The 17,622-nt window shown below is 64.8% G+C and carries 14 protein-coding genes and 5 tRNA genes; 12 read left to right on the top strand and 7 right to left on the bottom strand.

What is annotated here, in order from left to right; genetic code table 11:
• Nucleotides 1-145: 145 nt before the first annotated feature.
• The 3 genes from clpX to tig all read right to left on the bottom strand — a co-directional run bounded on the left by clpX (nucleotide 146) and on the right by tig (nucleotide 3,610).
• A complete protein-coding gene (gene clpX, locus ABB29_RS15025) occupies nucleotides 146-1,429 on the bottom strand; it encodes an ATP-dependent Clp protease ATP-binding subunit ClpX (RefSeq protein ID WP_057660488.1) in 1,284 nt (427 codons plus the stop codon).
• A 138-nt stretch (nucleotides 1,430-1,567) separates the two neighbouring features.
• On the bottom strand, nucleotides 1,568-2,194 hold the full coding sequence (gene clpP, locus ABB29_RS15020; RefSeq protein WP_057660486.1) for an ATP-dependent Clp endopeptidase proteolytic subunit ClpP: 627 nt from the start codon (nucleotides 2,192-2,194) through the stop codon (nucleotides 1,568-1,570).
• A gap of 123 nt (nucleotides 2,195-2,317) precedes the next feature.
• Nucleotides 2,318-3,610, bottom strand: coding sequence for a trigger factor (gene tig / locus ABB29_RS15015; protein WP_057660484.1), 1,293 nt, complete (start codon nucleotides 3,608-3,610; stop codon nucleotides 2,318-2,320).
• A 226-nt stretch (nucleotides 3,611-3,836) separates the two neighbouring features.
• Between tig and ABB29_RS15010 the strand changes: the two genes are divergently transcribed.
• From ABB29_RS15010 to ABB29_RS14985, 6 genes are all read left to right on the top strand, one after another.
• Nucleotides 3,837-3,913: transfer RNA gene (locus ABB29_RS15010), tRNA-Pro, on the top strand.
• 58 nt (nucleotides 3,914-3,971) lie between these two features.
• A tRNA-Arg gene (locus ABB29_RS15005) sits at nucleotides 3,972-4,048 on the top strand.
• A gap of 32 nt (nucleotides 4,049-4,080) precedes the next feature.
• A tRNA-His gene (locus ABB29_RS15000) sits at nucleotides 4,081-4,157 on the top strand.
• 71 nt (nucleotides 4,158-4,228) lie between these two features.
• Nucleotides 4,229-4,304, top strand: a tRNA-Lys gene (locus tag ABB29_RS14995).
• A gap of 103 nt (nucleotides 4,305-4,407) precedes the next feature.
• Nucleotides 4,408-4,493: transfer RNA gene (locus tag ABB29_RS14990), tRNA-Leu, on the top strand.
• 29 nt (nucleotides 4,494-4,522) lie between these two features.
• Nucleotides 4,523-5,293, top strand: a complete 771-nt coding sequence (locus ABB29_RS14985; RefSeq protein ID WP_057660482.1) for a Bax inhibitor-1/YccA family protein — start codon at nucleotides 4,523-4,525, stop codon at nucleotides 5,291-5,293.
• 138 nt (nucleotides 5,294-5,431) lie between these two features.
• Here the strand turns inward: ABB29_RS14985 and ABB29_RS14980 are convergent, their stop codons facing one another.
• The 4 genes from ABB29_RS14980 to grxC all read right to left on the bottom strand — a co-directional run bounded on the left by ABB29_RS14980 (nucleotide 5,432) and on the right by grxC (nucleotide 8,821).
• The gene (locus ABB29_RS14980; protein WP_057660480.1) at nucleotides 5,432-6,787 is read right to left on the bottom strand and encodes a Na+/H+ antiporter NhaC family protein; all 1,356 of its coding nucleotides are present in this window, start codon (nucleotides 6,785-6,787) and stop codon (nucleotides 5,432-5,434) included.
• Nucleotides 6,788-6,926: 139 nt separating this feature from the next.
• Nucleotides 6,927-7,934, bottom strand: coding sequence for an isocitrate dehydrogenase (locus ABB29_RS14975; protein WP_057660479.1), 1,008 nt, complete (start codon nucleotides 7,932-7,934; stop codon nucleotides 6,927-6,929).
• Between the two features lie 183 nt (nucleotides 7,935-8,117).
• Nucleotides 8,118-8,534, bottom strand: a complete 417-nt coding sequence (locus ABB29_RS14970; RefSeq protein ID WP_057660476.1) for a carboxymuconolactone decarboxylase family protein — start codon at nucleotides 8,532-8,534, stop codon at nucleotides 8,118-8,120.
• Nucleotides 8,531-8,821, bottom strand: coding sequence for a glutaredoxin 3 (gene grxC / locus ABB29_RS14965; RefSeq protein ID WP_057660475.1), 291 nt, complete (start codon nucleotides 8,819-8,821; stop codon nucleotides 8,531-8,533). Before grxC ends, ABB29_RS14970 begins: the two co-directional genes overlap by 4 nt.
• A 209-nt stretch (nucleotides 8,822-9,030) precedes the next feature.
• Between grxC and ABB29_RS14960 the strand changes: the two genes are divergently transcribed.
• The 6 genes from ABB29_RS14960 to ABB29_RS14935 all read left to right on the top strand — a co-directional run bounded on the left by ABB29_RS14960 (nucleotide 9,031) and on the right by ABB29_RS14935 (nucleotide 17,605).
• A complete protein-coding gene (locus ABB29_RS14960) occupies nucleotides 9,031-10,677 on the top strand; it encodes a M48 family metalloprotease (RefSeq protein WP_057660545.1) in 1,647 nt (548 codons plus the stop codon).
• A gap of 99 nt (nucleotides 10,678-10,776) precedes the next feature.
• Nucleotides 10,777-11,466 (top strand): phosphate regulon transcriptional regulator PhoB, encoded by a 690-nt coding sequence (phoB, locus tag ABB29_RS14955; protein WP_057660473.1) that lies wholly within the window; start codon nucleotides 10,777-10,779, stop codon nucleotides 11,464-11,466.
• Nucleotides 11,467-11,509: 43 nt separating this feature from the next.
• On the top strand, nucleotides 11,510-12,853 hold the full coding sequence (phoR, locus tag ABB29_RS14950) for a phosphate regulon sensor histidine kinase PhoR (protein WP_057660471.1): 1,344 nt from the start codon (nucleotides 11,510-11,512) through the stop codon (nucleotides 12,851-12,853).
• On the top strand, nucleotides 12,850-14,943 hold the full coding sequence (gene ppk1, locus ABB29_RS14945; protein ID WP_057660469.1) for a polyphosphate kinase 1: 2,094 nt from the start codon (nucleotides 12,850-12,852) through the stop codon (nucleotides 14,941-14,943). Before phoR ends, ppk1 begins: the two co-directional genes overlap by 4 nt.
• Nucleotides 14,944-15,012: 69 nt before the next feature.
• Nucleotides 15,013-16,539: an exopolyphosphatase gene (gene ppx, locus ABB29_RS14940; RefSeq protein WP_057660466.1), complete on the top strand. Its 1,527-nt coding sequence runs from the start codon at nucleotides 15,013-15,015 to the stop codon at nucleotides 16,537-16,539.
• Between the two features lie 43 nt (nucleotides 16,540-16,582).
• Nucleotides 16,583-17,605, top strand: coding sequence for an aldo/keto reductase (locus ABB29_RS14935; RefSeq protein WP_211260756.1), 1,023 nt, complete (start codon nucleotides 16,583-16,585; stop codon nucleotides 17,603-17,605).
• The last annotated feature ends 17 nt before the right edge of the window (nucleotides 17,606-17,622 follow it).

The raw sequence follows: 17,622 nt of genomic DNA, 5'->3' as shown, positions 1-17,622 counted from the left end.
GGGCTCCAGCTGAAGAGGTGTCGGGCGCTTTTCTCGCGGTGCAAAGACGCCAATGGCCCCGTTATGGGGCCATTGGCTTGATGATGCAAGGGGCGGGCAAAAAACCTTTTCCGCTCAATGACTTGGCGGCCCGCGGCGAGACCGGTTATTCGTCTGTTCCGACCTTCTGGATCGGCGGATTCTGGTAGATCAGGTACGGTTCGGATTTGTGTTCGATAACCGATTCGTCGACCACCACCTTGCTGACATTCTCCAGCGACGGCAGGTCGTACATCGTATCCAGCAGCACCGATTCGACGATGGTCCGCAGGCCACGGGCACCGGTCTTGCGCTTGAGCGCCTTGCGCGCAATCGCCGACAACGCATCCGGACGGAATTCCAGTTCGACGTGCTCCATGTCGAACAGACGCTTGAACTGCTTGGTGATCGCGTTCTTCGGCTCGGTCAGGATCTTCACCAGCGCCGCCTCGTCCAGCTCCTCCAGTGTCGCCACGACCGGCAGACGACCGACGAATTCGGGAATCAGGCCGAACTTGATCAAATCCTCCGGCTCGACCTCGGACAGGATCTTGCCCATCTCGGCCTTGCGTTCGGTGCTCTTGACCTTGGCGCCGAAGCCGATGCCGCTGGCTTCGGTGGAACGCTGCTGGATGATCTTGTCGAGACCGGCAAACGCGCCGCCACAGATGAACAGCACGTTCTTGGTGTCGACCTGCAGGAACTCCTGCTGCGGGTGCTTGCGGCCGCCCTGCGGCGGCACGCTGGCCACGGTGCCTTCGATAAGCTTGAGCAGCGCCTGCTGCACGCCTTCGCCAGACACGTCGCGGGTGATCGACGGGTTCTCGCTCTTGCGCGAAATCTTGTCGATTTCATCGATGTAGACGATGCCCTGCTGGGCTTTCTCGACATCGTAATCGCACTTCTGCAACAGCTTCTGGATGATGTTCTCGACGTCCTCGCCGACGTAACCGGCTTCGGTCAGCGTGGTCGCGTCGGCGATGGTGAACGGCACGTTCAACAACCGCGCCAGCGTCTCCGCCAGCAGGGTCTTGCCCGAGCCGGTCGGACCGGCCAGCAGGATGTTGGACTTGGACAGCTCGACTTCGTCGTTCTTCTGCCGGCTTTCGATGCGCTTGTAGTGGTTGTACACCGCCACCGCCAGGGTGCGCTTGGCGCGCTGCTGGCCGATGACGTATTGATCCAGTACTTCCAGGATTTCACGCGGCTTGGGCAGGCTGCTGCGCGCGGACTGGGCTTTTTCTTCCAGTTCCTCGCGGATGATGTCGTTGCATAGCTCCACGCATTCATCGCAGATGAACACGCTGGGGCCGGCAATCAGCTTGCGGACCTCGTGCTGGCTCTTGCCGCAGAACGAGCAATACAGGATCTTGGTACTGTCGCCGGAACGGCCCTGACGGTCTTCGCTCATACTTCGGTTACTCGGTCACCCTGCCCGCCAAACGGGCCTTGTTTCGCAGAATAACATACGGCCGCGCGTTGTCTGCGCGGCCGCAATGTCGTGGACGGAACGCGGCATGGGCCGCGTCCCGGTACAGCTGGCGCGGACTCAGCCAGCCTGGATGGACTCATCCGGGCGACGCTCCAGCACCTGGTCCACCAGCCCGTAGGCCTGGGCATCGGCGGCGCTCTTGAAATTGTCGCGCTCGGTGTCCTTGGCGATGGTTTCCAGCGACTGGCCGGTGTGCTTGGACAGGATTTCGTTCAGCTTGGAACGCAGGGTCAGGATTTCCCGGGCGTGGATGTCGATATCGGTCGCCTGGCCCTGGAAGCCGCCCAGCGGCTGGTGGATCATGACCCGCGAATTGGGCAGCGCATAACGCTTGCCCTTGGCGCCGGAGGCCAGCAACAGTGCGCCCATGCTGGCGGCCTGGCCAATCACCATGGTGCTGACGTCGGCCTTGATGTACTGCATGGTGTCGTAGATGGCCATGCCGGCGGTGACCACGCCACCGGGCGAGTTGATGTACAGGCTGATGTCCTTTTCCGGGTTTTCCGCTTCCAGGAACAGCATCTGCGCCACCACCACGTTGGCCATGTGGTCGTCGATCGGTCCCACCAGGAAAATCAGTCGCTCCTTCAGCAGGCGCGAGTAAATGTCGTACGCGCGCTCGCCACGGCTGGTCTGCTCGACCACCATCGGTACCAGGTTCAACGCTTGGGTCGGAATGCTCATCAGTGATCGCGCCTTGTCGAAGGATGTATCGGGGTTCGGCCAGGGACTCCCGCTGCCGGGAGCCCTGCCAGTAAGGTGCCATTACCGCACCCCGAGCGGGGAACGCACTTCAGTTGCGTGCGCTCAGTTGCGGATGGCTTCCTGGAAGCTCAGCGCCTGCTCGGTGTGCTGGGCGCGCTCGGCGATCCAGTCGATCACCTGCTCTTCCATCACACGGCCTTGCAGACTGTTCATCAGTTGGGGGTCGTTGCGATACAACTCAATGACCTGTTCAGGCTGCTCATAGGTCGAGGCAATCAGGCGCAGGGTTTCGTTCAGGCGCTTGGGGTCCAGACGCAGTTCATTGCGGCGGGCCACTTCGCCGACCAGCAGGCCGACCAGCACGCGCTTGCGCGCCGCATCCATGAAGCCTTCATGGGCATTGTCCGGCACCTGCGGGCGCTGGCCCTGGCGCTGGGCCTGCTCCAGTTGCTGCTGCAGCATCGCCCTCGCTTCGTTCTCGACCAGGCGCGGCGGCATTTCGACGCTGGAATAGGCGGCAATCAGCTGCTCGCCGACTTCACGGCGCAGGCGGGTCATCAGCGCACCCTTCAATTCGCGCTCCAGGTTGGAGCGGATGTCGGCGCGGAACTGTTCATCGTTGCCACCCTTGACGCCGAAGCTGCGGATGAAGTCCTTGTCGATCGCCGGCAGCACCGACTCGGCCACCTGGGTGACCTTGACGTAGACCTGCACCTCGCGGCCGGCCAGCTGCGGCACCCGCCAGTTTTCCGGGAAGTTGACCGTGATCGACTTCTCTTCGCCGGCGGCCAGGCCGATCAGTGCCTTTTCGATATCCGGGTACATGACGCCCGAGCCAATCAGGGTGGCGCCTTTCTCCACGCCTTCGGCGGGCATGCGCTCGTCACCGGCCTGCGACCAGGTCTCCAGTTCGACGCGATCACCGTCCTGCGCGGCGCGCTCGACGATGTTGAAGGTACGGCGCTGAAGGCGCAGGTTCTCGATCATCTGATCGATATCGGCCTCGGTGACTTCGGCGGTATGGCGGGTGACGTTGAGCTTGGCCACGTCGACGTCGCCAAAATCCGGCACCACTTCGAAGGTGGCGACGAAATCCATTTCACCGTCGCCGGCTTTCTCGATGCGGGGGCTGCCGGCCAGTTGCAGGGCCTGATCACGGATCGCGCTGGCGAAGGTTTCGCGCAGCAGTCCGTCCATCGCTTCGGCACGCACCTGCTGGCCGTAGCGCTGTTCGATGACCTTGGCCGGCACCTTGCCCGGGCGGAAGCCCTTGATGCGCGCGGTACGGGCGATTTCACGCATGCGACCACCAATGTGGGCTTCCAGGCGTTCAGCCGGCAGGCTGAAGCTCATGCGGCGTTCAAGGTTGCCAACCGATTCCACTGACACTTGCATACTTACTGACTCCTGATGCCACGGTCTGCCGCGACATGATGTTGATGATCTGGCTGTCAGGCGCTGGAGGGGCGTTTGCCCGGCCCCGGCTGCCCGGCGGAACGTACTAGTTTCGCCGATCATCGCCCTGACTGCCAGTCAATCACACTCGGGCGTTGACATGTGCGCCCGGGCTTCCGACAATACGCGGCCCTGCAGTGCTGACCGCGCCGCCGGGGCCCTAAGTCGGGGCATAGCGCAGTCTGGTAGCGCATCTGCTTTGGGAGCAGAGGGTCGGGGGTTCGAATCCCTCTGCCCCGACCATTCTGGACTATGCAGCACAGGTGCCAGAATCTGGTTGTAATGCGACAATGCCGGTTGGGCGCCCGTAGCTCAACTGGATAGAGCACCGGCCTTCTAAGCCGGCGGTTACAGGTTCGATTCCTGTCGGGCGCGCCATTGGCGGGTACGGCAGGAGCAGGTTTTCAGTGGTGGATGTAGCTCAGCTGGTTAGAGCACCGGATTGTGATTCCGGGGGTCGCGGGTTCAAATCCCGTCTTCCACCCCATTGATTTGAAGCAGGGCAAATTCGTGTTTGTCATGCTGGCAACAACCGCATATACTATGCGGCCAGTTTCAGGGCTGTTAGCTCAGTTGGTAGAGCAGTTGACTCTTAATCAATAGGTCCAAGGTTCGAATCCTTGACAGCCCACCATCTCCAGAACGCCCGGCCCTGCCGGGCGTTTTTCATTGCCGGTCACGACACCGGCGCTTTTGCCCCCGGCCAAGCCCGGCGGAGGGTAGAATGCGGGCGAATCGCGAATGTGGCGGAATTGGTAGACGCACCAGATTTAGGTTCTGGCGGGTAATCCCCGTGTGGGTTCGAGTCCCACCTTTCGCACCAACATCGGTACCCCAAGGGAGAAGGGCTTAATGCGTAGTGGCAATCCGGCACTGAAAGAATCCACGTTCCTGGACCTGGGAAGCGGCACCGTCGTTTCCCGCGACGCAGGCGCCATGACCCTGGGCGGGACGGTCAACAAGACCGGTTTCCTGCTGCTGCTGAGCGTAATCACCGCGGCATTCGCCTGGCACCAGTCAATCATCATCGGTGCCGATGGCCTGCCAACCGTGGCCCCGGGCGTGACCGGCTACATGCTGGGCGGCGCCATTGGCGGCTTCATCCTGGCAATGGTGACCATCTTCAAGAAGACCTGGTCGCCGATCACCGCACCGTTGTATGCGCTGGTCGAAGGTTTCTTCCTCGGCTCGATTTCGGCGATGTACGAACTGCGCTTCGAAGGCATCGTATTCCAGGCGGTCATCCTGACCTTCGGCACCCTGTTCGCGCTGTTGATGGCATACCGCAGCGGCGTCATCAAGGCGACCGAGAACTTCAAGCTGGGGGTGGTCGCAGCCACCGGCGGCATCGCCTTGATCTACCTGGCGACCATCGTGCTGGGCTTCTTCAACATCAACATTCCGTACATCCATGAGTCCGGCCTGATTGGCATTGGCTTCAGCCTGTTCGTGGTGGTGATCGCGGCCCTTAACCTGGTGCTGGACTTCGACTTCATCGAAACCGGCGTCGAACAAGGCGCACCCAAGTACATGGAGTGGTATGGCGCGTTTGGCCTGATGGTCACCCTGGTGTGGCTGTATATCGAGTTCCTGCGCCTGCTGTCGAAAATCCAGCAGCGTTGACCGCGCCGCGCAGGAAGAAAAAAGGGGCGCACTGCGCCCCTTTTTGCTGGCCGCCGGTTTCGTGCTGCTCAGCGTTGCCCGATCCCTGTCAAAGCGGCTTCGTCGTCCCCGTGCACGCGCCCGCGACGTGACGCGGTGCTAGTCCACCTCGAAATCCGCGGCAGGCACCTGGCCATCGACCATTGCCGGACCGGCGTTGCGCCGGGCCGGCCAGACGATGAAGAAGATCGCCACCAGCGCCAGCAGCCAGCAGTAGTAGACGCTGCCGGCCAGGGCAATCGGCGATATCGCCGCCAGCGATGACGCCAGCAGGATCTGCGCGCCGTAGGGCAGCACGCCCTGCATCACGCAGGCGAAGACATCCAGCAGACTGGCCGCACGGCGCGGCGAGACGTCATGGCGTTCGGCAATATCCTTCGACAGGCTGCCGCTGATCAGGATGGCCACGGTGTTGTTGGCGGTCAGCACGTCGGTGCCGGCGGCCAGTGCGGCGATGCTGGCCTCGCCCGCGCGCCTGCCCTTGTGGCCACGCGCGAAACGGGCAATCGCCTGGGCCAGCCAGTCCAGTCCACCGCTGGCTTTCATCAGCGCGCCCAAACCGCCGATCAGGATCGACAGCAGGATCACTTCGACCATGCTTTCGAAACCGGCGTAGATGTCGCCGCTGAAAGCCGGCAGGTCGTAGTCCGGGCTCAACAGCATGCCGGTGATGCCCGAGACCGCCACCGCGATGGCCAGCACCAGCACCACGTCCAGGCCGCTAAGGGCCAGCGCCAACACCAGCAGATAAGGCAGCACCAGCCACGCCGAGGCGGCTTCGGGTGCCTGCACCGGTGCGCTGTCGGTGCCCAGCCAGGCCAGCAATGCCACGGTCAACACCGCGGCCGGCACCGCAATCAACAGGTTCTCGCGGAACTTGTCGCGCATCTGCGCCCCCTGACTGCGGGTGGCGGCAATCGTGGTGTCGGAAATGATCGACAGGTTGTCACCGAACATCGCCCCGCCCAGCACCGCGCCGACCACCAGCAGCCGGTCCAGTCCGGCCGCATCGGATACTCCCAACGCAATCGGTACTACCGCCGCCAGCGTCCCCATCGAGGTGCCGATCGCCAACGAAACGAACCCAGCCACCAGGAACAGTCCCGGCAACACCAGGCTGGCCGGCAAAGCCCCGAGTCCCAGCGCGACCACCGCATCGACCGCGCCAATGGCCTTGGATACCGTCGCGAACGCGCCTGCCAGCAGGAAGATCAGGCACATCAGCATGATGTTGCTGTCACCCATGCCGGCCAGCAGGGTCTGCGAAGCCGGCACCCTGCGGCGATGGGCCAGCCAGGCCGCCCATGCCAGCGCCGGCAGGATCGCCACCGGTGCGTGCAACTGGTAGAAGCCCATCGGCTCGCCCTGCAACGTGTAATAGATGCCGGAACCGAAGAACAACGCCAGGAACAGCAAGATGGGGGTCAGCGCCAGCGCGCTGGGTCGGACGGTCATGGGCAATCCTGCGGACAATTGCCGCCATTGTCGCCGTGGTGACGGGATTGGCAAAGCTCGCCGGTAGGACAGCCTGCAACAAAAACGGGACGCTGTTGCCAGCGTCCCGTCGGGTGACTCGGCTCGATGTCAGCAGCGCTTACACGCGGCTGGCGATGGCCTTGGCAAAGCTCATGGTGTTGCCGCTGCCGCCCAGGTCGGGGGTCAGCGAATCCTTGGCTTCCAGGGTGGCGACGATCGCCGCACGCAGGCGCTGGGCGTTCTCCGGCTGGCCGATATGGTCGAGCATCTGCGCCGCGCCCAACAGCAGCGCGCACGGATTGGCCTTGCCCTGGCCGGCGATGTCCGGGGCCGAGCCGTGCACGGCTTCGAAAATCGCGCAGTCCTTGCCGATGTTGGCGCCCGGCGCCAGGCCGAGGCCGCCGACCAGGCCGGCACACAGGTCGGAAATGATGTCGCCGAACAGGTTGGTGGTGACGATGATGTCGAACTGCTCCGGACGCATCACCAGCTGCATGCAGGTGTTGTCGACGATCATTTCCTGGAATTCGATTTCCGGATACTCGGCAGCGACGTCACGCGCGCACTTCAGGAACAGGCCCGAAGTCGACTTGATGATGTTGGCCTTGTGCACCGCGGTGACCTTCTTGCGGCCGGTCTTGCGGGCCAGGTCGAAGGCGTAGCGCACGATGCGCTCGGAGCCGGTGCGGGTGATGCGGGTACCCGAGAACGCGCTTTCGCCATCGGCCGAGACTTCCTGGCCTTCAGCCAGATAGGCGCCTTCGGTGTTCTCGCGCACGGTGATCAGATCCACGCCTTCGCCGAACCGCGACTTGGTGTTGGGGAATGACTTGGCCGGGCGCACGTTGGCGTACAGGTCGAAGTGGCGACGCAGGGCCACGTTGATCGAACTGAAGCCCTCGCCCACCGGGGTGGTCAGCGGGCTTTTCAGGGCGACGTGGTTCTTGCGGATCGAATCCAGCGTCGCCTGTGGCAGCAGGTCACCGTGCTTTTCCAGTGCAACCAGTCCGGCGTCGGCTTCTTCGTAGCTCAGGCCGACGTTGAGTGCTTCCAGCACGTACAGGGTGGCATCCATGATCTCCGGGCCGATACCATCGCCGCGGATGACCGTAATCGTCTGGGTCATTATTGGGGTTCCAAACAGAGGCGCGTGGATTTCGGCCGGGGCCGGACCAGGGGCGCAAGGGAAAGTCAGTGGCGCAATTATGCCCGATCGCGGCTTGCGTTCCCAAACGCGAAGCCGCCACCCGGCCTCATCACGAACAGCGCGCGTTCATCAAACCGGTGCCGGCCAGCGCTCCTGCGCGGCTCAAGCGTCGTGCGCGTGCGGGGCTACGCTGCCGCCCTGCCCGGCCTCCAGCTGGTCCAGGAAATCCACCGCCCGGCGCAGGTGCGGGATGACGATCGAACCCCCGACCACCAGCCCGACCGAGAATGTCTCGAAGAACTCCTCGCGGCTGACCCCGGCCTCCTTGCACTGGGCCACGTGATAGCTGATGCAGTCATCACAGCGCAGCACCATCGACGCCACCAGCCCCAGCAGTTCCTTGGTCTTCACGTCGAGCGCGCCGGCCTGGTACGTCTGGGTGTCGAGGGCGAAGAAGCGTCGCACCACCTGGTTCGGCTCATCCAGGATGCGCTGGTTCATGCGTTGGCGGAACGCGGTGAACTCGGCGATGCGATCACCCCGGGCCGCACCGGCGTCGCCGGCTTCGCCGCCGCTCATGCGCTGCCGCCGTTCAACAGCGGCTCCAGCTTGCCGGCGCGATGCAGCGCGACCATGTCGTCGTAACCACCCACGTGAGTGTCGCCGATGAAAATCTGCGGCACGCTGGTGCGACGCGTGCGTGCCATCATCTTCTCGCGCTCGGCCGGGTCCAGATCAATGCGGACTTCAGTCCAGGACTGGCCCTTGCTCTTCAGGAAATTCTTGGCCGCCACGCAATACGGGCAGATGGCGGTGCTGTAGATGGTGATCTCGGGGGCGTTGGCTGCCACTGGGGTATCGCTCAAGGGGGCTCTCCGGACGGTTGCGTGTCCGCCATGGTATGGGGGCGAAACGGGATATTTCCAGCGCCGCCGGTTCGCGTCACCGCCTGCCGAAAGCGCTGGCAGGCATCACCGGCGGATGCGACCATACGCTGGCTCGATTAACCGCATGTTCACGCCCTGCCGCCTGCAACCGGTCATTCTTCGGGGTGATCGCCCACCCGGAGACCTGCTTGCGCGTCCTGCCCCTCATCGCTGCGATAACCCTGGCACTGGCTGCGCCGTTGGCGACATCACAACAAGCCTCCACGTTGCCGGACATCGGTTCGTCGGCCGGCGAGATGCTGACGCCAGCGCTGCAGGCCGAGTACGGCGGGATGATGCTGCGCGAGCTGCGCAATTACGGCTACCTGCTGGAAGACCCTTTGCTCGACGAATGGCTGCAGAACCTCGGCAGCCATCTGGGCGCCGACAGTGATTCGCCGCGGCAGGCATTCACCTTCTTCCTGATGCGTGACCGCCAGATCAACGCGTTCGCCACCCTCGGCGGCTACATCGGCACCAACGCCGGGCTGATCCTCACCGCCGAAAAAGAGGACGAGGTGGCCGCGGTGCTGTCGCACGAGATCGCCCACGTCACCCAGCAGCATGTGCTGCGCGGCGCCGAGCGTGCGCAGCGCGACCAGATTCCGATCCTGCTGGGCATGCTGGGGGCCATCCTGGTCGCGCAGAGCGCCGGCGGCAGTTCCAGTGGCGAGGCCAGCCAGGCGGCGCTGGCGTCGGCGATGGGGCTGATGGCCCAGCGCCAGATCGACTACACCCGCTCCAACGAATCGGAAGCCGACCGGCTTGGCATCCGCACGTTGTCGCGTGCCGGCTACGACGTCGATGCGATGGCCGATTTCTTCAGCCGCATGGACAAGGCCACCCGCGCCAACCGCGGTGGCGACCGCGAGCGGGCGCCGGATTACCTGATGACCCACCCGGTCACCACCACCCGCATCAGCGAGGCCAAGCAGCGCGCCGAACAGATCCGCAAGGATCAGGTGCAACTGGTGACCAGCGTGCCGGGCGGCGGCAAACGGGTGGAAAGCTTCGATCCCAAGGCCATCAGTGCGACCGAGGCACCAAGCGGTAATCCGCTGCTGCCGCTGTCGGTCACCCTGCCGGCGGATATCGTCAACGGCGGCGCGACCGGCGAGTTCGACTGGGCCCGCGAACGTCTGCGCGCGCTCAGCGCCAGCACGCCCGGTGCGGCCGTGCGCGAATACGACGCGATCCGCCGCGGCGCCGGCGGCAAGATGACCGACCCACAGCGCTACGGCCTGGCCGTGGCCTACTTGAATGGCGGCAAGACCGTGGAGGCGTACGATTTGTTGACCCAGCTGGCCGCCGACGAGCCGGACCAGTTGTGGGTGGCGCTGGCGCTGGCCGAGGCCGAATCGCGGCTGGGTCGCAAGGACGCCGCCAACCAACGCTATTCGCAGCTGTTGCAGCGCCGCCCCAACAACCGTGCCATCGTGCTGAGCTTTGCCACCGCACTCAACGAGCAAGGCGGCGAAGAAGCAGGCCGGCGCGCGCAGGCGGTACTGCGGCCGCTGATGGCCAGCGCCGCCGATGATCCGGCCTTCCAGCAGCAGTACGCCCGCGCCAACGAGCTGGCTGGCGACCTGGCCCGGGCCGGTGAAGCCTATGCAGAAACCACCTATCTCAATGGTCGGCCGGAACAGGCATTGACCCAGCTCGAAAATCTCAAGAAACGCGGAGATCTGGATTATTACGCCCGCGCACGCATTGATGCGCGGATTGCCGCCATCACCCCGGAAGTGCTGGAACTGCGCCGCCAGGGCATCCGCGACCCGGATCTGCAACGCCGTTGACATCGTTCCCTGTCCGTCGCGACCTTTGCCGGCGGCGGTGTCATGTTTTCGTCATAAAATTGTCGTCTACTGGGCGCACTCCTCCAAGGACGCTACCGCGTGCAGAAGCACATCCTGATCGTTGACGATGAACCAGCCATCCGCGACATGGTGGCTTTCGCCCTGCGCAAGGGCGACTACGAACCGGTCCATGCCGGCGACGCCCGCGAAGCCCAGAACGCGATCGCCGACCGGGTGCCGGATCTGATCCTGCTCGACTGGATGCTGCCCGGCACCAGTGGCCTGGAACTGGCCCGGCGCTGGCGCAAGGATGCGATGACCCGCGACATCCCGATCATCATGCTGACCGCTCGCGGCGAGGAGAATGATCGTGTTGGCGGCCTCGAAGCCGGGGTCGATGACTACGTGGTCAAACCCTTTTCCGCGCGCGAGCTGCTGGCCCGGATCCGCGCGGTGATGCGGCGCTCGCGCGAAGACGATGAGGACGGCAGCGTCAGCGTCGGCAGCCTGCGCATTGACGGTGCCGCCCACCGGGTGTTCGCCGGCGACAGCGCGGTGCCTATCGGTCCGACCGAATACCGCCTGCTGCATTTCTTCATGACCCATCCCGAGCGCGTGTACAGCCGCACCCAGTTGCTGGATCACGTGTGGGGCGGCAGCGTCTACGTGGAAGAGCGCACCGTCGACGTGCATATCCGGCGCCTGCGCAAGACCCTGGAGCCGCACGGCATCGACAACATGGTGCAGACCGTGCGCGGCTCCGGCTACCGGTTCTCGGCCGCGACCTGAGTCGCCAGCCGGCGGCATTTCCTCCCTCTGACACAATCCACGCATGCCCTCCCACATCCGTTCCGCCTGGCTCCGCACTCTTGGCATGTTGCTGCTGTTGCTGTTGCTGGCCGCGCTGCTGGGTTGGGTGGCCGGCCATGTCTGGGCATTCGTCACCGTCGCGGCGCTGGCGGTGGTGGCCTGGCACTACTGGCGCCTGCGCAAGGTGTTGTTGCGGCTGACCGCGCGCGAACGACTGGCACCGGCACGCGGCAACGGCGTGTGGAACGAACTTGACCGCCTGCTGCACCGCAGCCAGAGCGAAATGCGCCGGCGCAAGCGGCGACTGGTCAACCTGCTGCGTGCCTATCGCGCCGCCGCCGCCGCGCTGCCGGATGCGGTGGTGGTGGTCGAACGCAACAGCCAGCGCGTGCAGTGGTTCAACAAGGCCGCGACCCATCTGCTGGGCCTGGATTACCCCAACGACATCGGCGCCCCCATCGGGACCCGGCTGCAACCGCTGCCGATTCCACGCTGGCTGGCCGAGGGTCGCAATGCCGAACCGATGCTCGACGCCGCTTCGCCCGTCGATCCGAACCTGCGCCTGAACATCCGCCTGATTCCCTACTCCGACGATCACTGGCTGCTGGTCGCGCGCGATGTCAGCAAGCTGTTGCGGCTGGAGCAGATGCGCCGCGATTTCGTCGCCAACGTCTCCCACGAGCTGCGCACGCCGCTGACCGTGGTCCATGGCTACCTGGACATGCTCGACCCGCAGGAATTCCCCGAGTGGACGCCGATGCTGGCGGAAATGCAGAAGCAGTCGCAGCGCATGACCCAACTGGTCGAGGACCTGCTGACCCTGTCACGGCTGGAAGCGCAGGACAGCCTGCCGGACGAAAGCGTGGCGATGGCGCCGATGCTGGCGACGCTGCGACGCGAAGCCGAAGCGATCAGCCAGCATCGTCATCAGGTCATCATCGAAGACCACGCCGGGGTCGATCTGTGGGGCTCCAACAAGGAACTGCACAGCGCGTTCTCCAACCTGGTCAGCAACGCCGTGCGCTATACCCCGGTCGATGGCACCATCACCGTCAGCTGGAAGCGCAAGGAGGACGACGGCGTGGTACTCAGTGTCAGCGATACCGGTTACGGCATCCCCGCCGCGCATTTGCCGCGGGTCACCGAACGCTTCTATCGTGTCTCCACCAGCCGCTCACGCGAGAGCGGTGGCACCGGCCTGGGCCTGTCGATCGTCAAGCACGTGCTGAGCCTGCACCAGGCCCGGCTGGAGATTCACAGCGAGGTCGGCCGCGGTAGTACCTTTGCCGTGCATTTCGGCCCCGAACGCGTGCATCCCCGGGACCGCCATCCCACCCATACGCCATCGGACAACCAGATCGCATGACCCTGCACAACGCCGCCGCTGCTTTCGATGACGCGCAGAACCAGGAGGCGTTGCGCGATCCCGCGCTGTACCTCAATCGCGAGCTGTCGCAGCTGGACTTCAATTTCCGGGTGCTGGCGCAGGCGTTGGATCCACAGGTGCCATTGCTGGAGCGGTTGCGCTTCCTGTGCATCTCCTGCACCAACCTGGATGAATTCTTCGAGATCCGCACCGCCGCCGTGCGCCATGCGCTGGATTTCGGCCTGCCGCCGGCACCGGACGGGCTGAGCCCGGCCAGCGTGCTCAACAGGATCCACGACCGTGCCGCCGAACTGGTCCAGGCCCAGTACGACTGCTGGCGCGACGTGCTGCGCCCGGCGATGAACGAAGCCGGCGTGCGCGTGTTCGGTCGCGGCAACTGGACCCCGCGCCAGGCGCGCTGGCTGCGCGCCTACTTCCGCAACGAAGTCATGCCGGTGTTGTCGCCGCTGGGCCTGGACCCGTCGCATCCGTTCCCGAAGATCCTCAACAAGTCACTCAACATCGTGGTCGTGCTGAAGGGCAAGGACGCGTTCGGCCGTACCGGCCACCTGGCCATCGTCCGCGCGCCGCGCTCGCTGCCACGGGTCATCCACATGCCGGCGCGGGTCTCCGGCGGTCCCAACGACTTCGTGCTGCTGTCCTCGGTGCTGTCATCGTTCGTCGGCGAACTGTTTCCCGGCATGGAAATCCAGGGCTCGTACCAGTTCCGGGTCACCCGCAACTCGGAAGTGGTGGTCGACGAGGACGAAGTGGAAAACCTGGCGCTGGCCCTGCGTGACGAACTGGTCGGACGCGGCTACCGGCCGGCGGTGCGGCTGGAAATCGCCCAGGACTGCCCCAAGCCGATCGTCCGCACGCTGCTGCAGAATTTCGATCTGCCGGAAAACGCGGTGTATCCGATCGATGGCCCGGTCAACCTCAACCGGGTCATCCAGGTCTACGATCTGGCCGATCGCCCCGACCTCAAGTACCCGGCCTTCAATCCGCGGACGCTGCGCGGCGTCGACAACATCTTCGAGAAGATCAGTGACGGCGACGTGCTGCTGCACCATCCGTTCGACAGCTTCGCGCCGGTGCAGGAGCTGATCAAGCAGGCGGCGCTGGACCCCAACGTGCTGGCGATCAAGCAGACCCTGTACCGCACCGGCAAGGATTCACTGATTGTCGATGCGCTGATCCAGGCCGCGCGCAATGGCAAGGACGTCACCGTGGTGGTGGAACTGCGCGCGCGCTTTGACGAGGATGCCAACCTCGGTGTCGCCGACCGCCTGCAGGAAGCCGGCGCACAGGTCGTGTACGGCGTGGTCGGCTTCAAGACCCATGCCAAGATGCTGCTGATCGTACGCCGCGAGGGGCGCAAACTGCGGCGCTACGTCCACCTGGGCACCGGCAACTACCACAGCGGCACCGCGCGCGCCTATACCGATCTCGGCTTGTTCACCGCCGACCCGGACATCGGCAATGACGTCAACCTGCTGTTCCAGCAGTTGTCGGGACTGGCGCCCTCGACCCGGCTCAAGCGGCTGCTGCAATCGCCGTTCACCCTGCACGCCGGGCTGCTGAAGAAGATCGAGCGCGAAGCCCGCCATGCACGCGCCGGCAAGCCAGCGCGGATCATCGTCAAGATCAACGCCATCAACGAACAGCGCATCATCCGTGCGCTGTATGCGGCATCGCAGGCCGGCGTGCAGATCGATCTGATCGTGCGCGGTGCCTGTGCACTGCGTCCCGGCGTGCCGGGTGTGTCGGAGAACATCCGGGTGCGCTCGATCGTCGGCCGCTTCCTCGAGCACAGCCGCATCTACTGGTTCTGCAACAATGATTCACCGGAACTGTACTGCGCCAGCGCCGACTGGCTGGAACGCAACCTGCTGCACCGGGTCGAAACCTGCTTCCCGATTGACGACCCGAAGCTGGCCAAGCGCGTCTACCACGAGGCACTGCACAACTACCTGCTCGACAACCAGAATGCCTGGCAGCTCAATGCCGACGGTAGTTACCACAAGGTCGAACCGCTGGAAGGCGAGCTGCCCTATTCGGCGCAGTCGCAACTGTTGTCCGAGGTCTAGCGGGGTGCCGATTCGCGTCGCGGCCGATTCGTTGCGAGAATACCCGGCATAACCCTCAGGCTAGACCGCATGGCGCCCCCCGCTTCCGCCTCCCAGCCCATCCACGACGGCGATCAGTTCGCCGCCGTCGACATCGGTTCCAACAGCTTCCACATGATCGTGGCCCGCTATTCGCTGGGCCAGCTGCAGGTCATCGACCGCCTGCGCGAAACCGTGCGCATGGCCGATGGCCTCGACGGCAAGGGTGGTATTTCCATTGAGGCGCGCAATCGCGGACTGGAATGCCTGGCCCGTTTCGGCCAGCGGATACGCAATATCCCACGCCTGCAGGTGCGCGCACTGGCGACCAATACGGTGCGCCAGCTGTCACGGCCGCAGGATTTCCTGGTGCCCGCCGAGGCCGCGCTGGGCAGGCCGATTGAAGTGGTGTCCGGACGCGAGGAAGCGCGCCTGATCTATCTGGGCGTGGCCAAGGCGCAGCCTCCCAAGGCCGGCCAGCTGCGCCTGGTGGTCGACATCGGTGGTGGTTCCACCGAGTTCATCATCGGCCGTGGCATGGAACCACTGGAGCGCGAAAGCCTGCAGGCCGGCTGCATTGCCAGCACCCGCCGGTTCTTTCCCAACGGCAAGCTGTCGCGCAAGCGCTGGCAGGAAGCGATGACCGAGCTGGGCTCGGAGTTCCAGCAGTTCGCCGGTCAATACCGCGCCCTCGGCTGGCAGGAAATCCTCGGCTCTTCTGGCACCCACAAGGCCATCGGCGAGATCTGCGCGGCGATGAAACTGACCAAGGGCGCGATCACCGCCGAAGCGTTGCCCAAGCTGCGGGATCAACTGCTGCTGGCCAACCGCATCGAGGACATCGACCTGCCCGGGCTGTCCAAGGACCGTCGGCCGATCATCGCCGGTGGCGTGCTGATCCTGGAGGCCGCATTCCAGGCGCTGGGATTGCAGCGCATGTTCGTCAGCAAGGCCGCCATGCGCGAGGGCATCCTGCATGACATGCTGGGCCGCGGCAGCGAAAACGATCCGCGCGATATTTCGGTTGCGGCAATGACCACCCGCTACGGCATTGACGAAGTGCAGGCAGCGCGCGTCGAAGCCACTGCCCTGCGCCTGTTCGAGCAGGTGCGTACGGTCTGGTCGATGGACGACGATGATGCGCGCATGCTCGGCTGGGCCGCGCGGTTGCATGAGGTCGGCCTGGCCATCGCCCACAGCCAGTACCACGTACACGGCGCCTACGTGCTGGAGAACTCCGACATCGCCGGCTTCTCGCGGCAGGAGCAGCAGGTGCTTGCGGCACTGGTGCGCATCCATCGCCGCGGCATTCCCAAGTCGGCGTTCGACGCCCTGCCCGACCGCCTGCTGCTGACCACGCGTCGCAAGGCGGTCCTGCTGCGGCTGGCGGTGCTGTTGCATCGGGCCCATGACGCGACCCCGATCCCGACCCTGGATCTGCTGGCCCACGGTGAACAGCTGGATCTGGTGGTAGCCAGGGACTGGATCCAGGCGCGGCCGCTGCTTCGCGCCGATCTGCTGGGCGAGCCGGACCCGATGCGCGATCTGGGGGTCACCTTCAAACCGCTGGTCGCGTGACCTGCGGCGAGGTGGTCGCCAGGCCTCGCCGACGATCAGCCGCGTGCGCGCACAGGCCATTGGCGCGCGGCCATCGCTGCGGCAATATGCGCGGATGAAACAGTATCCGATTGCCCGCACCGACCTCAGCGTCTCGCGCATTGCCTACGGCTGCATGCACCTGAGCCGCGCCTGGGACCAGACAGCGCTGACCGAACAGGAACGCGGCACCACCGAGCAAATGATCGAGGCCGCGCTGGAACAAGGCATCAATCTGTTCGACCACGCCGATATCTATGCCCGCGGCAAGTCCGAGATCCTCTTTGGCGAGGTGTTGGGGCGGCAACCGTCGCTGCGCCAGCGGATGGTGCTGCAGTCCAAGTGCGGTATCCGCTTCGCCAATGACCCCGATGCCGGCGTGCCCGGCCGGTATGACTTCAGCCATGATCACATCGTCGGCTCGGTCGAGACCAGCCTGCGCCGGCTACAGACCGATTACCTCGATATCCTGCTGTTGCACCGGCCAGACCCACTGGGTGAGCCGGAGCAGGTGGCACGCGCATTCGACGATCTGCAGCGCGCGGGCAAAGTCCGCTATTTCGGCGTCAGCAACCACAGCGCGAGCCAGTTGGCGCTGCTGCAACAGCACGTGACGCAGCCGCTGGTGATCAACCAGTTGGAGCTGAGCCTGCCGCACCATCATCTGATCAACGAAGCAATCATCGCCAACACCACCGGCGCGCCCTACGCTGCCGCTGCCGGCACCCTGGATTACTGCCGGCAGCAGCGGATTCTGGTCCAGGCCTGGGCGCCGCTGGCCGGTGGCCGACTGACTGGTGCGGTGCCGGTGATGCCGGAAACGCACGCGCTGATCGCTGGTCTGCAACGCGTCGCCAAGCAGTACGAGGTCAGTGCCGAGGCGATCCTGCTGGCATGGCTGTTGCGGCACCCGGCCGGGATCCAGCCCATCGTTGGCAGCACCCGCCGCCAGCGTCTGCAGGCTGCCTGCCAGGCCGACGGCTTCGAATTGAGCCGGGAAGACTGGTACCGCCTGTTCACCCTTGCCCGTGGCGCGCCCGTGCCATAACCCATTGCGGCCCAGCA

This window comes from Pseudoxanthomonas dokdonensis (assembly GCF_001431405.1).
Taxonomy (GTDB): domain Bacteria; phylum Pseudomonadota; class Gammaproteobacteria; order Xanthomonadales; family Xanthomonadaceae; genus Pseudoxanthomonas_A; species Pseudoxanthomonas_A dokdonensis.
The sequence above is the reverse complement of the archived record's forward strand: the minus strand, read 5'-3'. Positions and strand labels throughout refer to the sequence as shown.

Coding starts and splice junctions, on each gene's coding strand:
- phoR (WP_057660471.1), top strand. CDS start 11,510: ATGCCCTCCCACATCCGTTCCGCCTGGCTCCGCACTCTTGGCATGTTG.
- ABB29_RS14980 (WP_057660480.1), bottom strand. CDS start 6,787: ATGACCGTCCGACCCAGCGCGCTGGCGCTGACCCCCATCTTGCTGTTC.
- ABB29_RS14975 (WP_057660479.1), bottom strand. CDS start 7,934: ATGACCCAGACGATTACGGTCATCCGCGGCGATGGTATCGGCCCGGAG.
- ppk1 (WP_057660469.1), top strand. CDS start 12,850: ATGACCCTGCACAACGCCGCCGCTGCTTTCGATGACGCGCAGAACCAG.
- tig (WP_057660484.1), bottom strand. CDS start 3,610: ATGCAAGTGTCAGTGGAATCGGTTGGCAACCTTGAACGCCGCATGAGC.
- clpX (WP_057660488.1), bottom strand. CDS start 1,429: ATGAGCGAAGACCGTCAGGGCCGTTCCGGCGACAGTACCAAGATCCTG.
- ppx (WP_057660466.1), top strand. CDS start 15,013: ATGGCGCCCCCCGCTTCCGCCTCCCAGCCCATCCACGACGGCGATCAG.
- ABB29_RS14985 (WP_057660482.1), top strand. CDS start 4,523: ATGCGTAGTGGCAATCCGGCACTGAAAGAATCCACGTTCCTGGACCTG.
- clpP (WP_057660486.1), bottom strand. CDS start 2,194: ATGAGCATTCCGACCCAAGCGTTGAACCTGGTACCGATGGTGGTCGAG.
- ABB29_RS14970 (WP_057660476.1), bottom strand. CDS start 8,534: ATGAGCGGCGGCGAAGCCGGCGACGCCGGTGCGGCCCGGGGTGATCGC.